Origin of the sequence: Limosilactobacillus portuensis (assembly GCF_014838735.1) — a bacterium.
Taxonomy (GTDB): Bacteria; Bacillota; Bacilli; order Lactobacillales; family Lactobacillaceae; genus Limosilactobacillus; species Limosilactobacillus portuensis.
The window spans coordinates 94,511-110,184 of record NZ_JABUXQ010000002.1 but is presented as its reverse complement, the minus strand read 5'-3'; the positions used below and the strand labels follow the sequence as shown (position 1 = coordinate 110,184).

Here is a 15,674-nt window from a genome sequence, read left to right as displayed (position 1 = left end):
GAATCAGTAACTATGAATGAATGGATGAATTATGAGCAATTTGATCGACAGGAGTGGCACAGCTTCTTTCCAACTGATACGGTTCGTTTGAGCCAGGATAATCTTGATGAGATTAAATCGCTTAATGACCGAATTTCAATTGAAGATGTCCAGGATGTCTATTTGCCACTAATTAAGCTGCTTCAGTTGCGCTTTCAAAATCATCTGGAATGGCAGATGCAAAAGGCTAATTTTCTCCACCAGAAAAGTGAACGGGTCCCGTATATTATCGGGATTGCGGGATCAGTTGCGGTTGGTAAGAGTACGATTGCCCGGCTTTTAAGTATTTTGCTAAATAAGCTTCTCCCAGATAAGCGGGTTGAATTAATGACCACGGATGGTTTCCTTTATCCAAATGCCGAATTGAAACGGCGGGGGATCCTGGATCGGAAAGGGTTCCCTGAATCGTATGATATGGAGAAACTGCTGCGCTTTATGAATGATATCGAGGCTGGTAAGGCAGTAGTAAAGGCACCGACATACTCACATCAAGTGTATGATGTAATGCCAGACCAGCCGTTAGTTATTCGGCAACCAGATATTTTAATCGTGGAAGGAATTAATACTCTTCAACTACCATCTAGTCAGCAAATTTATGTTAGTGACTATTTCGATACTGCAATTTATGTTGACGCTGATGCTGAGCAGATTGAAAAGTGGTACCTGCAACGGTTTGGGATGTTGTTAGATACGGCACTTACCGATCCGGATAATTATTACTATTCATATTCTCAGGGACCACGAGAAGAAGCGTTTAAGATGGCGAAGAATGTTTGGCAAACAGTTGATTTACCGAACCTCACTGACTATATTTTGCCAACCCGTAATCGAGCAAATATCATTCTTCATAAGACCGCTAATCACGTGGTTGATCGAATCTACTTAAAACGTGGTTAAAAGTTGACTCTTGATGTATTACTTTTTAAACGGTGCATCAAGAGTTGTCTAGTTTAAAAAACGAACTAATAATGATCATTGACCATTAAACGTTTAGCTTGTAAACTTAGTTGTTAAGAAATAAGAAATTCAGAAAAGGGAAGTGGCAACGTGGCAAAATTAAACTTGGATGCTTTTGATAAGATTATCGTGCTTGATTTTGGTAGTCAGTATAATCAATTGATTACCCGACGCTTGCGTGACTTTGGGGTATATTCTGAACTCCTTTCACACAAGATTACGGCTGATGAAATCAAGAAGATTAACCCGAAGGGTATTATTTTCTCTGGTGGTCCAAACAGTGTCTACGACAAGGATGCCTTTAAGGTTGATCCTGAAATCTTTAAGTTAGGTATTCCAATTTTAGGGATTTGTTATGGGATGCAATTAATGTCATACGATCTTGGCGGTAAGGTTGAGAAGGCCGATAATTCCGAATATGGTCGTGCTGATATTGAAGTCTTAAAAGATGACGCGGTATTGTTCAAGGGCTTGCCAAAGAAGCAATATGTTTGGATGAGTCACGGTGACTTAGTAACCAAGGCACCTGAAGGCTTTGAAGTTACCGCAACCAGCAAGAATTGCCCAATTTCCGCAATCGCTGATAACAAGCGGAAATTCTACGGGATCCAATTCCACGCTGAAGTACGGAACTCCGAATATGGGTTAGACATTCTTCGGCGGTTTGCCTTTGACGTTTGTGGTGCCAAGGACAACTGGACAATGGATGACTTTATCGATCTGCAAATTGACCATATCCGTCAAGAGGTTGGTGACAAGAAGGTTATCCTGGGCCTTTCCGGTGGGGTTGATTCTAGTGTTACTGCCGTACTGATCCACAAGGCAATTGGTGACCAATTAACTTGTATCTTTGTTGACCACGGTCTGTTACGGAAGAACGAAGCCGATCAAGTAATGAAAGCCTTGAATAAGGATCTTGGGGTAAACATTATCAAGGTTGACGCTGCTGACCGCTTCCTCGGTAAGTTAGAGGGCGTTACTGATCCCGAAACAAAGCGGAAGATTATTGGTAAGGAATTTATCGAAGTCTTCAACGAAGAAGCAAAGAAGATTCCTGACGCTGACTTCCTCGCTCAAGGGACCCTTTACACCGATGTGATCGAATCTGGGACTGACACTGCCCAAACAATCAAGTCACACCATAATGTTGGGGGCTTGCCAAAGAAGCTCGGCTTTAAGCTGATCGAACCATTACGAAAGCTCTTTAAGGATGAAACCCGTGAATTGGGTGAAAAGCTTGGGATCCCGCACGAATTAGTTTGGCGGCAACCGTTCCCAGGTCCAGGTCTTGGTATCCGGGTTATCGGTGAAATTACTCCAGAAAAGCTGGAAATTGTCCGTGAATCGGACGCAATCTTGCGTGAAGAGATTAAGAAGGCCGGACTTGATGAAAAGATCTGGCAATACTTCACCGTCTTACCAGGAATTCGTTCAGTTGGTGTCATGGGTGATGGCCGGACATATGATTACGCCGTTGCCATTCGTGCCGTAACATCAATTGACGGGATGACTGCTGACTTTGCGAAGATTCCATGGGATGTCTTACAAAAGATTTCCGTGCGGATCGTTAATGAAGTAGATCACGTTAACCGGATCCTTTACGATGTCACGAGTAAGCCACCTTCGACTATTGAGTATGAATAGTATTGTAATGTAACTTAGTGTTGGAATGGCGATATAACGGCATTTTGGCAGTGTTAAAACTTGACCAACTCACTTAAATCTATATGTTTGTTTGCCAAAGTGTTTGCCATATAAAGAAAGCATCCAGTGTCAAAACTGGGTGCTTTTTGAAGTTAGGGGGAGAATATATGAGTTTAGAAGTAACAATAGATGATAACGAAAAACTAATTGACAAATTATTTGAGGATAATTCTGTATTTTCAAAGCAAAAATTAACACCGAGTGATGTAGCAATTATTTCTTTGTACTATTCTTCATTATCAAATGCCAAGGCAATAAAAATTCTCACAGATAATGGTTTAACTAATGTGACCGATACATTATTAAGGACATTTATTGAACAATCGGTTTATTTGACATATATATTTCAAAAAAATACTGAGGCCAGGGCTGAGTTATTATTCTTTTATGAAAAAATGAATTCACATATTAAGGCATTAAGCATAGTAAAAAGACTAACTGATAAAAAATTAGCCAAAAATATGCAGCGACAAATAGATAATCAAATAAAAAATGATCCTTCAGAGGCATCTAACCTTGAAGAATCAACAAAATAATTTAGAAAGAGATACGATACACTATTTCCTCAAAATATTCCTAATAGGAATAAGATCAAACAACATTGGTATAATGCTGAACCGGATTACAAAAATACAAGTTTTAATCAACTATGTAAAAATCTTAGAATTAAGGATCTTTATTTAGGCATGTATGCCCCTTATTCCGATAATACTCATGGTGTAAACGGAATCGCTAACTTTAAAGTAAAGCCTCATAATAATGAGTTTAATATGATAATCGAAATGTATGACAAAAGCTCTGAATTAGAGATGTTGGAATCGGAACTTAATATGATGTTTATAAGAATGGCTTCTTATTATAAAATTGATGGTGCTAATAGTTGGGCAAAAACCATTGAAACAAAAATCAATTGTAATATATTACTAAAAAGAAATTATCGAGTTCAACAGTTACTTAAGAAAAAGTGAATTTGTAAATAGGAGAACAGGCATGCAAATAGAAACTAAGATAATGGAACAAGTTAAAAATGTTTTACGTCAATTTGGTACAAAATATATAGCAGAGAGTGGGACATTAAAACGAAGTACCGTAATTAGTGATCTTGATAAATATGATCATGATTTAATGACAGCGTTACTTTCAAATCAGTTAATTCATGATGAATATACGGAAATAATTGCTAATACTGAGGTCTTTAAACTTAATCAATTTATTAATATGTTTGAGTACAAAGAATTCTGGGAAGACAGCTTTACTAGGTATGCCAATAGAATAGGCCTCACAAGTGATAATAAGTTTATTTCTGATTCTTCAGATGTTGTGCTAGATTTTCCATATAAAGATACTGTACTAAAAGCTGGAATGGACAAAGAGGATGTTGATGCAAAAGTGGGGGGGGCAGATGAACCCTTCCTAAATGAAACTTTAGCGCATGCAGAAATTAGTGAACTGTTTGAGCCTAAAGTTTTTGTCAATGCCAAACGATATGATAAAGATGGCAAACATGAGGCGACTTCCTTTAATGATCAAGACAATCTAGTTATCAAGGGAAATAACTTGATTGCCTTACATAGTCTTACTAAGAGATATTCTGGGAAAGTTAAGCTTATTTATTTGGATCCACCCTACAATACCGGTAATGACAGTTTTAAGTATAATGATAGTTTCAATCATTCAACGTGGCTGACATTTATGAAAAATAGACTGGAGATCGCCAAAAAATTACTTTCTCCGGATGGCTTAATTTGGGTGCAAACAGATGATGGAGAAATAAACTATCTTGGGATACTTATGGATTCAATATTTGGGCGTGATAATTACATCAATACAATTACAGTGAAAACTAAGATTTCTGGTGTATCAGGTAGCTCAGAAGGCAAAAGCCTAAGAGATGCTACGGAATTTATTCAGCTATATGCTAAAGATAAAGGTTCTATAACATTAAATCCTGTATACGAAACGACTCCTGTTGTCCAATATGTTCACCAATATAAAGATGCAGGCAAAAGTTGGAAATATACGCAAGTTCTGGAGGAACTTGGATCTGCTGAAATCATTGAGGAAAATGATAAATATACTTACAAATACTACCCGAATGCCAAAATGACATCAATAAAACAATTTGCACAGCAACGATCGATTACAGAAGACGAAGTTTACCAGCGATATCCAGAAAAGATATTTCGTACTACCAACGCTCAATCTTCTGTTCGTAAACGCGTAAAGGAAGACTTACAGAACATTCATAATGGGGTCGTAAGCATTACATATACCCCAATTAAAGGTAAAAATGCTAATCACCTGACTGAGGTTTTTTATACTGGCCAAGGTAAGGATATGTTTATGTTTCTTGCTGAGCGATTATCAAATGTTGATGGTAATCTAATGTATCAACAAAAACTATCCACACTTTGGGATAACATTCAATATAACAATCTTAAAAAAGAGGGAGCTGTTGATTTCCCTGCTGGTAAAAAGCCGGAAAAATTATTGTCTAATATTATTGCGCTTTCTTCCAATCCTGGTGATATTGTTATGGATTTCTTTGGCGGAAGTGGCTCAACTGCTGCTGTAGCCATGAAAATGAAAAGAAGTTTTGTCACTATTGAACAAATCTCGTCTCAGATTCAATTAATTCAGAAGAGATTACAGAATGTTGTCTACGGGGACAAAAATGGTGTTTCAAAAGAGGTGAAATGGCAGGGTGGCGGTTCCTTTGTTTACGCCGAACTAATGGAAAAGAACCAGGGATACCTGAAAGACTTACAGAAAGCAACCACTCTAGACGAATTAGACGCTGTTTTTCAACGAATGAAAAGTGGGGCCGACCTTGATTTCCGGGTTGACCTAGCTAAATTTGAAAACGATCCTGAGAGCAAGCAACTATCATTTGAAGATCAAAAGAAGTTATTAATTAAGCTACTGGACAAGAACCAGCTTTACTATAACGAAGCTAATATTGATGATGCTGATGTCCGAGATCTTATTTCTGACAGTGATTACCAATTCAATAAGAGCTTCTATGGGAAGGAGTCAGAGTAATGGCTTGTAAGAAAGAAATTCCGCAAGAGAAAATCGACCTCAAGTTGTTAAACTGGCTTAATGACACGTCACTCTTTAGCCAAGATCACGGTATGCAGAGACTGCCACTATATATTAGTCAAAACCTTAAACATAGTCTTCGTGACTACCAATTCTCGGCCATTCATAACCTAGATGCTGTTGAGAAATTAGATAAGAAAGATGATTCTTATAACCAGTTAATGTTTTATATGGCTACTGGATCCGGTAAAACTGATATTATGGCAGCCATTATTCTGTATATGTATCAAGCACATAATTACCAATGTTTCTTATTCACTACCAGTACCACTGCTGTCGTTAACAAGACTATTGATAATTTAACGAATATAGCTTCTCCAAAGTACCTGTATCAAGATCCGCTTGTTATTAATGGGCAAAGGGTAAGTATTAAGGTTGTATCGGAGTTCCCCATTTCTCTTGAAAAAAACACAATCTATTTGAAATTTTCTGGTATTCACCAGCTTTCAAATGATATCAATTCTCCCCGTGAAAACGGCATAACTGAAGAATCATTGAAAAAGCACAAGCTCGTGATCCTTGCTGACGAAGCCCACCACTTTAATGTCGGTACTCGGAGTAAGAAAGAAGATATCACTAACAGAAGCTGGGAAGCGTTGCTAGATAAAATTAGAGGCCTGAACCCTGATAACCAGCAGCTTGAATTTACCGCAACTATTGATCTCCACAATCCTGATATTTACCATAAATACCAAAACAAGATCATTGCACAATATGACTTGAGTAAATTCATTAACGATGGCTATTCTAAGCGAGTTTATCGGCTTCAAGCTAACAATAGTGATGAAGATAAAATGTTAAATGCCGTTTTGCTATCTCAATACCGAAAGCGAATTGCGCAAAATATGGGTATCCCTGACTTTAAGCCAGTAATTCTTTTCAAATCCAATACTATCAAAGTATCCAAGGACGTTAATGAGCGCTTCTTAACGATGATTGATAATTTAACAGCCGAGTCATTACAAAACTTTGTTCAATCCCAAAATCGTTCAACCCGAAGTGAAGCTCTTAGTTTAGCGTACAAATACTGGCTAAATCAGAACTTTGGAGAAACCGTCGCAGAATTAAAGCGTGATTTCCAAGAATTTACAACGATTAACGCTAACGATTCAGGGAAAAAGGATATTCTTGATAATGGGAGTGTTGCTCAAAAATTAAACACTCTCGAAAGTCCAACAAACCCGATTAGATCAGTTTTTGCCGTTGCTAAATTAAGTGAGGGTTGGGATGTTCTAAATCTTTATGATATTGTCCGTATCGGCGAAAAGAATATTAAGCCAAATGATACCAATGCAGAAGCACAATTAATCGGTCGTGGAGCCAGATATAATCCTTTTATCTATAAGGGTAAGAAATCATATACTCGACGGTTCGATGATCGAAAGCCTGAGATTCAATTATTGGAGCGTCTTTACTATCACACCATTAATAACCCTCAGTACCTGGAAAATCTTCGTAAATCATTGGATGCTATTAACTTACCTGTTAATGAGGACACCAAGTATAAAATTTATACAGCAAATGTTAAGAGCTCATTCAAACGAACAGATGCATATAAGCACGGGAATGTTTACTACAACAAAGTAGAGGTAGTACCAGCAGAACACTACAATTCAATTCTGAAGTACGGCTTTGATCCAGAAACGACAGAGCCTATTGATATGATTAGTACAACTACTGAGCGTAAATTCGATACCGGAGCAGATAAGGATAATCGTTCATTATTTCCAATAGTAAATGCTGCTGTATTTAGTAATCCAGCAGATAAAGCTTTAATTAGGACTGCCATATCATTTAATCCATTCTTCCGATTTGAATCCCTAAAACAACAATGCCCAACTATAACAAGTGTAAGAGAATTCCTTACAAGCGACAGCTGGCTAGGACATGCAGTTGTTAGGGTGCGAGTTGCTAATGAACATCAATTAACTCCTCATGAACGACTAACTGCTGTTGAAAGGTATTTACTTCGCGTTCAGAATGCTTTAGTAAATAACTTCCAGCGCTCTAAAGGTACTAACCAATTTGAGAAGGTCGCTGTTAACGAAGTGGTCAGAGACTATGAGAAACGTGTGGGTGATAACTTTAACGATCCTAAGACAGCTAAAATCGGCCCTTATGAGATGAAAGGTAGAGATTGGTACGCTTACGATTACGCGATTGTGGATCAACTTGAGATGCACTTTATTAATCGAATTGGAGCAGAAATTCCAAATTTCCGAAAGAAGTACGATCAAATTTATCTGTTACGCATTGATGAGCGAAATACTGACTTTAAGCTTCATGACTTTGGTGAGAGTGTTTACCGTTATGAAGGATATATGCCAGACTTTATCATGTACCTTAAAAACGAAAATTATGTTTACCAAATTTATATGGAGCCAAAAGGAACTGCGTTTGTTGAAAAGGACAGATGGAAAGAGGAACTCTTGGAAAGAATCGATCCTAAGAACATAATAATCCTAGAAGATAACGATGATGTAAAACTATTTGGTGTCAAATTCTACGTTGAAGATAAGGGGAAGCAAGACCTTCATTACATGTTTCCAGAATTAAGGGAGAAAGGATTATTGACTGATAATTAAATGTTTTCTAAAGAACTTCCATTTTAAATGATGGGGGTTCTTTTTAATTAAAAGCCAAATCTTTGTAAAAAGTGATAGCAGTGAGCTAATTAATTTACAGACTGTTTCATATTATTTATGGAGTTTGTTATATAATTATTGGTAGTATTTAAGGAGACCGTGTCCCAAATGAATGAAGACAAAAGAATTGAATATAAAAGTGAATTAACTAATAAACTAAAACGTGAAATTGTTAGTTTTTTAAATACTAAGGGTGGAACAATTTTTCTTGGTATAGATGATCAGACTAGAAAACCTTTAGAGGTATCTGATGAGCAAAAGCATCAATGGGAAGAAAAAATAAACCGCTGGTATACAAATGCATTTTATCCAACTCCTTTTAGTCTAATAGATATTTATCCTAATGAGGATATATTTACTATTAAAGTTAAAGCAGGACGACATAAACCATATGCAATCGCAAGCGAAGGATTTACTCCTAAAGGTGTTTATATTAGGTACGGTAGTTCTGCTGTAAGAGCTACTAATGAACAAATTAAGAGGATGCTTCAACAAAATATTGGGAACGATGAATTTGATTCAGAAATGTCTCCTAATCAGGACTTGTCTTTTAGAAGCCTCCAAGGACGAGCTAACTATAAAGATGTTGAATTTAATGTTAAAGCACTTCATATGTTAAAAGAGTCTGACGTTTACAATAATGCTGCATTTTTGGTTAGTGATCAGAATCCAACGATTACTAAGGTAGCAATTTATCAAGGCTTGAATGTGATGGAATTTAGGGATAAGCGTGAAATTAGTGGTTCTTTAACACATCAAATTGACGAATTATTGCACTATATTCAGCTTAATAACCATACTAAAATTAAAATTGATGGTGCCCCACAACGTCATGAAACTAAAGACTATCCAGACACAGCAATTAGAGAAGCAATTGTTAATGCTTTTGCGCATAGAGACTATTTGTTGCATTCTAATATCAAGATTGAAATCTTTGATAATCGGATGGAGATACTTTCACCAGGTGGTATACCTGATGGATTAACTTTGGATGAAGTTAAAGATGGAATGACAGCTGTTCGCAATCCTCAACTTGTTCATATTCTTGATAAGTTGAAGTACATTGAAAATTATGGAACTGGGATTCGGAGAATGTATGAAGCTTATCAAGATACGAATCAGTCTCCAGATTTTGAGGTCAGACCTAATTCGTTTAAGGTCATTTTGCCTAATGTTAATTATAATAATGACACTAAGAATGTAATTGATTCTAAAGTTAAAGATTCGACATTCATTTTAGGCCTTAATGAAGAATCAGTGTTATATATTCTAAGCAAAAATGGCAGACAAACACGAAAAGAGATTCAGCAAGTGTTACGGACAACACCATATCATGTAAGGAAACTACTATCAGGTCTTATAAAAAAAGGAAAAGTAAGGAAAGTTGGTAGTTCTGTTAACACACAGTACGAAAAGCGTTAAAAAGCGTTAAAAAGCGTTAAAAAGCGTTAAAAAGCGTTAAAAAGCGTTAAAAAGCGTTAAAAAGCGTCAAAATAAATCTCATCACAGCGATAACAAATAATAAGGTAAATTCAGCATGCATAACTTAATTTTTCTTACAGATTTAGCAAGACCCGATTTGGATCCTTACGTCCGCCTGAATGAAGCCCAGCTTTTTCATGCCTTAGAACCGCAACCGGGATTATTTATTGCGGAAAGTCCGAAGGTGATTGAACGAGCTTTACGGGCAGGGTATCAACCAGCCTCTCTTTTGGTTGAAGAAAAGGCGCTAGACCGAGACTTGGTCGACTTGGATCACGAAATGGCGGCTAACCAAACAACTGGCTTAGGACAAACGCCAATTTATGTGGTCAGTAGCGCGTTGCTCAGCCAGTTATCCGGGTACAATCTCTTGCGTGGAGCACTGGCGGCAATGCATCGGGTGAAGCGTCCGGACTTAGCCAGCTTTTTGGCAACAATGCCGAAAGATCATCCACGGATTGCGGTTCTCGAAAGTGTAGTCAATCCAACTAATATTGGGGCGATTTTTCGTTCGGCAGCAGCTCTTGGAATAGATGGCGTAGTCGTGACGAGTGATTCTGCCAACCCGTTTTATCGCCGGGCTTCACGGGTATCAATGGGAACGGTTTTTCAAGTGCCGTGGACCTATGTTGACGCGAAACTCTGGCGAGCGGAAGGAATTAGCTTGCTTCATCGGCTGGGTTACAAAAGCGCAGCGATGGCATTACGTCACAACACCGTTAATATCGACGATCCGCAACTGGCTCAAGTGGATAAGCTTGCCATTATTCTTGGTTCAGAAGGTCCGGGGTTAAGAGAAAAAACAATTGCGCAGAGCGATTTTACAATTAAGATCCCAATGGCACCGGGCGTGGATTCCTTAAATGTAGCCGCTGCCTCGGCCCTAGCCTTTTGGGAGCTAGGCAATCGGGAAGGAAAATAGTGCTCAATGCCCAGTAAACGGTATTGGGCATTTTTTATTAACCTTGAAGATATAAACAGATATAAAACTTGAGTCAAGATATAAACAGATATAAAATGAATGTAAAGATATAAACAGATATAAAGGAGGGCTGGCTTTGAAAAATCCATTTAACCCAAGTTTTGGTTCTCAACCAACTGTTTTACTAGATCGAAATGAGATATTGAATAGGTTAGTAACGGATATTAAGGATGTTGATACTCCTTACAGAACTACCCTGATTTACGGAACTCGTGGAGTGGGGAAAACAGTTTTTATGAATAATGTTGGTAAACTAATTTCCCAAGATCCACAATGGCTAACGATTCATTTGATAATTGGCGATAATATGGTTGGACGACTTACCGAGCTGCTATACCAGCAAACCACGACCAAGATTCAAAAACTATTTAATAAAATTTCGGGATTTAACGTCTCTCTTGGTGGAATTAGTGTTAAATATACTTCCGCAGCAGATACTCAACTATCTAATTATCAATACTTATTGAAACAAATGCTAATAATCCTAAAGAAGCACCACCAACACGTCTTGGTAATGATTGATGAAGCCCAAGATGTTCCGGGGATGGTTGAATTAGCTTCAATCTATCAAGTGATGATTAGTGAAGAAATGCCGATTTCTATCATTATGACTGGCTTGCCTAAAAATGTTCAAGAACTTCAAAACAACCATGTTTTAACGTTCCTGTTACGAAGTGGACGGATTGAGTTATCACCGTTGAGTTTTTATGATATTCGAGCACAATATTTACGTGAATTCAAAAAACGGGATAAGGATATTTCACCTGAAGTGATTCGTCAAATGGCGTTACTCGCTGATGGTTATGCGTATGCATTTCAGCTTCTTGGTTACTTATTATGGCAGGTGCCAGATCAGCACATTACTCAGCAAACAATTGATGATATTTTACCAGAATATCAGGCTCAGCTAAGTCGGAATGCGTATAGTAAGATGTTTGAAGAACTTTCTTCCGTGGACCAACAGTTTGTGATTACAATGGCACTGGCAAAAGAATATCCGATCTCAACAACTTATCTCGGTAATCAGTTAAAGAAGAAACCTGGGTATATTGGGATGTATCGACGGCGGTTAATTGATAGTCAGATCATCATGCCTGCTGGATACGGAAAAGTTAAATTTAGTCTTCCACTATTTCGTAAATTTGTAATTGATGATGGACAATATTTAATTGGTATTAGCGAGCTATAAAACTAAGGGATGAAACAATGACATACGACTTTAAGAAAGAACAACCGGAACTTTATCGTCCAGGAAAACGACCAGCAGTAATAAAGGTTCCGTCAATGAATTACCTTGCAGTTCAAGGGAAAGGTGATCCAAATGCTGAAGATGGTGAATACAGTCAAGCTCTTCAGCTCCTCTATGGAATTGCCTACACAATTAAGATGAGTAAAAAGGGTGATTATCGAATCCCCGGCTACTTTGACTTTGTTGTTCCGCCACTGGAAGGAATGTGGTGGCAGCCGGGAATTAAGGGCGTTGACTACCAGCATAAGGAGCAATTTAACTTCATTTCGTTGATCCGGATGCCGGACTTTGTTACTCCTGCGATCTTTGATTGGGCGGTTAAGACGGCTACTGAAAAGAAGCAGGCCGACTTTTCTAAGGTTGAGTTGCGCTCCGTTGATGAAGGCTTATGCGTTCAAGCACTACACGTTGGCGCATATGATGACGAACCAGCTACCGTTGAAAAACTGCATGAGTTTATTACTAACAACGACCTTCAGCTAGATATTAATGATCACCGTCACCACCATGAGATTTACCTGTCTGATCCGCGACGCACTAAACCGGCTAACCTAAAAACCGTTCTTCGCTTGCCAGTGAGAAAACAATAGTAATCGAATGCTTTTGGTGTATGATAATTAATAAAATTTGCAGGACGGGGATGATTAAATGGCATTAAATTTAAACGATGCAATTCAAGCGTGTTGGAAACGGATCGATGAGGGGCAAGTAGCAACCTATATCCCCGCTTTAGCAAAGGTCGATTCTTACCAGTTAGGGGTGTGCCTCTATGATGTCGATAGTGGAAAGAAAAACTGTGCTGGTGCTGCCAATGTTCGCTTTGCGATTGAGAGTGTCTCTAAAGTAATTACTCTCCTTTATGCGATTGAACGATTAGGGCTCGCCACAGTAGAAGAGCAGGTAGGCACCCGGCAGACTGGCTTTGCCTTTGACACGATTTTGAACATGGAGATCACTAAGGAAACTAAGCCGCTAAACCCGTTTGTTAATAGTGGTGCGATCTTGGTTTCATCACTGATTGAAGAGGAGGATCACCGTTCACCGTTTGACCAGATTCTTGATTTTACTCGAGAAATTTGTCATGATCCGCAAGTTACTCTAAATGAAGAAATCTATCAATCTGAATTACGGACAGGAGATATGAATCGCTCGCTTGCATATTACTTAAAGGCCAAAGAAACCCTGGCAAATGATGTGACCACTAGTCTTGAGACCTACTTTAAACAGTGTTCGATGATGGTTACCTGTGAAAGCTTGGCTAATTTAGGCGCAGTTCTTGCCAATGACGGAATTGCTCCCTGGAGTGGCGAACGTTTAATTTCAAGTGATGCCGCGACCTATGCTAAATCGGTAATGATGACAACGGGATTATATAATGAATCAGGAACCTATTCGGTTAAGATTGGAATTCCAACTAAGAGTGGTGTCGGTGGGGGTCTAGTTGCCAGTGCACCAAAGTATGGGATCGGAATTTTTAGTCCAGCACTTGACCCGGCTGGTAATAGCGTTGCTGGACTAGCACTGTTGGAAATGATTAGTCGGGAGTTAAAACTTGATATTTTTAATTATTAAGAAAGACTTCATTTACGGCCTCGTCGTTACATTTTCACTGCCGAGTAGTTATTTTATCAAATTTCAATTAATGGATTGATTCCGATATTCAACCGGAGTCAATCTTTTTTAATTTTCGATTTTGTAGAAATTTACGTTAACATCGCTGATACTAAATTATTTTATTTTTCATTTAAACCTTTTGATATATAGTATAGATAACGATAATTAAAAATTAGTTCATGGTATAATCTATATGTAGATAGATGGCTTCTATTTGACTTTTATCACTAAATAACCTGTCGTTGAAAAATCATGTTAACCAAGGTCAGTTAGCGTCTTGAACAGTTAGTTGTAAGATCGTAATCTTAATTTTAAACTGAGTTAAGTATGATAAGTGGAATTGCAGTATAGTTAGAAAATAGATATTAAAACGCGAATAAATAGAGGGAAGGAAGATATTATGGGGAGAAACAACCAGCGAAGAAAAACAAATATCGAACAACGAAACTTCAAATTATATAAGCATAAGAAGCAATGGATGACCGCGTGTGCAACCTTCTTACTGACTTTTGGCGCAACCGCGGTAATGAACGTTAGCGCAAGTGCTAATACCGATAATATTAATAACGGGAATAGTACGCCTAAAAATGCTGAAGTAGTTAAAGCGGCTTTAACGAATGAGGAGCAGTCTAACAATGCTCAGCCAGTTAATGAAATGCCCGCTGACTCTAAGAAACAGACTGCCACCGCTTCAACAGCCGATCAGTCAACAGCTAAGCAAACGACAGCCGTAAAGGATCGTCAAGAACAAACTGTCGCTACCCAGCCAACTGAATCAGTAAATTCCTCTAAGGATACTAATCACTCCGCAACAGTTGCCACCTCTCCTGTTTCCTCCGCAACTCACCCAACAAGTTCTGCTGACACTACTCAGAGTAACGGTGAACAGTCAGAGTCAACGGTTGCTACATCACAGACTACCTCTGGTAAGACGGCAGAAACAAACCAGGCTGATAATAAAAATGCTGAGACGACTACACCTAAATCTGGTAGTACTGCTTCTCAGAAAGCTAAACCTGTCACTCCTCATGCTGCTTCAACTGAAAACATTGCACCGATTCCTTATACTCTCGATGGCGAAGAACCTCCCTATGTAATTGCGGGGACTAACTTAACCGACCTTGCTTCAAAGTTTATTTCAAATGCGGATGTTTTAGCTGAAAACGGAGCAACTTTTTCTTGGGTGGGGGATGTGCCAACTCCAACTCAAGAAGATGCATCTGCTGGTTCAACAATAAGCGGGACCATTAAAGTGACGTATGCAGATGGTACAAGTGTTGAGGTGCCGATTGAATCTATGGTTGAACCACAATCTCAACTTCAGCCAAATACTTTTTACTATGTAAATAAGGTTGGTGATACTCCAGACTTTAATACGGCTGATGCGAATGGCAATGATTTATCTACGATTCTTTACAATCAAAATGTAGGTAATTCCAGTGCCTTTTCTTACAATGTGGTGGGGACAGTTGATACGAATGAGATTGGTATTCATTGGGCTAACGTTCAAGTTACAGATAACAATACCTTTAATAGTGCTAAGTCAGATTCTCCAAAAGTGATTGGTGGTCCTTACGTTGTTCAGATTCCTTACGTAGTTCAAGGATTAAAGCTCCGTGATGATATTCCAGTCGATGCTAGTGGCAATCCGATAATTAATGCTCAGCTGGCAACAATGCCGGAATCGACGACTGCTACACCGACAACGCCGCGGCTTGCTTTTGATCCTACTGGTAATGCTAATGGTGTGCCCAATACAGGTCTATGGGGACAGTACTTCTACCAAGACTATGCTTTAGCTTACGCATTAGGGATCAAAATATCAGCAAGCAATTGGACTGCCCCAACTGATTTAGTAAATACTAAGACCAATCAGTTCACGATGACTTTTTAGTAATCT

12 protein-coding genes are annotated in these 15,674 nt (G+C 38.4%); all 12 read left to right on the top strand.

Annotation, left to right across the window (positions count from 1 at the left end; all coding sequences use genetic code 11):
• The first annotated feature begins 12 nt into the window (after positions 1 to 12).
• The 12 genes from coaA to HUK49_RS01175 all read left to right on the top strand — a co-directional run bounded on the left by coaA (position 13) and on the right by HUK49_RS01175 (position 15,668).
• Positions 13 to 936 (top strand): type I pantothenate kinase, encoded by a 924-nt coding sequence (coaA, locus tag HUK49_RS01230; RefSeq protein ID WP_191912348.1) that lies wholly within the window; start codon positions 13 to 15, stop codon positions 934 to 936.
• A 150-nt stretch (positions 937 to 1,086) separates the two neighbouring features.
• The gene (guaA, locus tag HUK49_RS01225; protein WP_191912347.1) at positions 1,087 to 2,640 is read left to right on the top strand and encodes a glutamine-hydrolyzing GMP synthase; all 1,554 of its coding nucleotides are present in this window, start codon (positions 1,087 to 1,089) and stop codon (positions 2,638 to 2,640) included.
• A 167-nt stretch (positions 2,641 to 2,807) separates the two neighbouring features.
• Positions 2,808 to 3,236, top strand: coding sequence for a DUF5677 domain-containing protein (locus tag HUK49_RS11530; RefSeq protein WP_191912346.1), 429 nt, complete (start codon positions 2,808 to 2,810; stop codon positions 3,234 to 3,236).
• Positions 3,237 to 3,386: 150 nt separating this feature from the next.
• Positions 3,387 to 3,668, top strand: a complete 282-nt coding sequence (locus HUK49_RS11525) for a hypothetical protein (protein ID WP_191912345.1) — start codon at positions 3,387 to 3,389, stop codon at positions 3,666 to 3,668.
• 22 nt (positions 3,669 to 3,690) lie between these two features.
• Positions 3,691 to 5,742, top strand: coding sequence for a site-specific DNA-methyltransferase (locus tag HUK49_RS01210; RefSeq protein ID WP_191912344.1), 2,052 nt, complete (start codon positions 3,691 to 3,693; stop codon positions 5,740 to 5,742).
• Positions 5,742 to 8,387, top strand: a complete 2,646-nt coding sequence (locus tag HUK49_RS01205) for a DEAD/DEAH box helicase family protein (protein ID WP_191912343.1) — start codon at positions 5,742 to 5,744, stop codon at positions 8,385 to 8,387. Before HUK49_RS01210 ends, HUK49_RS01205 begins: the two co-directional genes overlap by 1 nt.
• A gap of 168 nt (positions 8,388 to 8,555) precedes the next feature.
• Positions 8,556 to 9,869, top strand: a complete 1,314-nt coding sequence (locus HUK49_RS01200; protein WP_191912342.1) for an ATP-binding protein — start codon at positions 8,556 to 8,558, stop codon at positions 9,867 to 9,869.
• Positions 9,870 to 9,984: 115 nt separating this feature from the next.
• Entirely contained in the window at positions 9,985 to 10,851 is an 867-nt protein-coding gene (locus HUK49_RS01195; protein ID WP_191912341.1) for a TrmH family RNA methyltransferase, read from the top strand.
• A gap of 136 nt (positions 10,852 to 10,987) precedes the next feature.
• Positions 10,988 to 12,100 (top strand): AAA family ATPase, encoded by a 1,113-nt coding sequence (locus HUK49_RS01190; RefSeq protein WP_191912340.1) that lies wholly within the window; start codon positions 10,988 to 10,990, stop codon positions 12,098 to 12,100.
• Positions 12,101 to 12,117: 17 nt separating this feature from the next.
• On the top strand, positions 12,118 to 12,750 hold the full coding sequence (locus tag HUK49_RS01185) for a GyrI-like domain-containing protein (protein WP_191912339.1): 633 nt from the start codon (positions 12,118 to 12,120) through the stop codon (positions 12,748 to 12,750).
• 58 nt (positions 12,751 to 12,808) lie between these two features.
• Positions 12,809 to 13,732, top strand: a complete 924-nt coding sequence (glsA, locus tag HUK49_RS01180) for a glutaminase A (protein WP_191912338.1) — start codon at positions 12,809 to 12,811, stop codon at positions 13,730 to 13,732.
• A gap of 442 nt (positions 13,733 to 14,174) precedes the next feature.
• On the top strand, positions 14,175 to 15,668 hold the full coding sequence (locus HUK49_RS01175; RefSeq protein WP_191912337.1) for a KxYKxGKxW signal peptide domain-containing protein: 1,494 nt from the start codon (positions 14,175 to 14,177) through the stop codon (positions 15,666 to 15,668).
• The last annotated feature ends 6 nt before the right edge of the window (positions 15,669 to 15,674 follow it).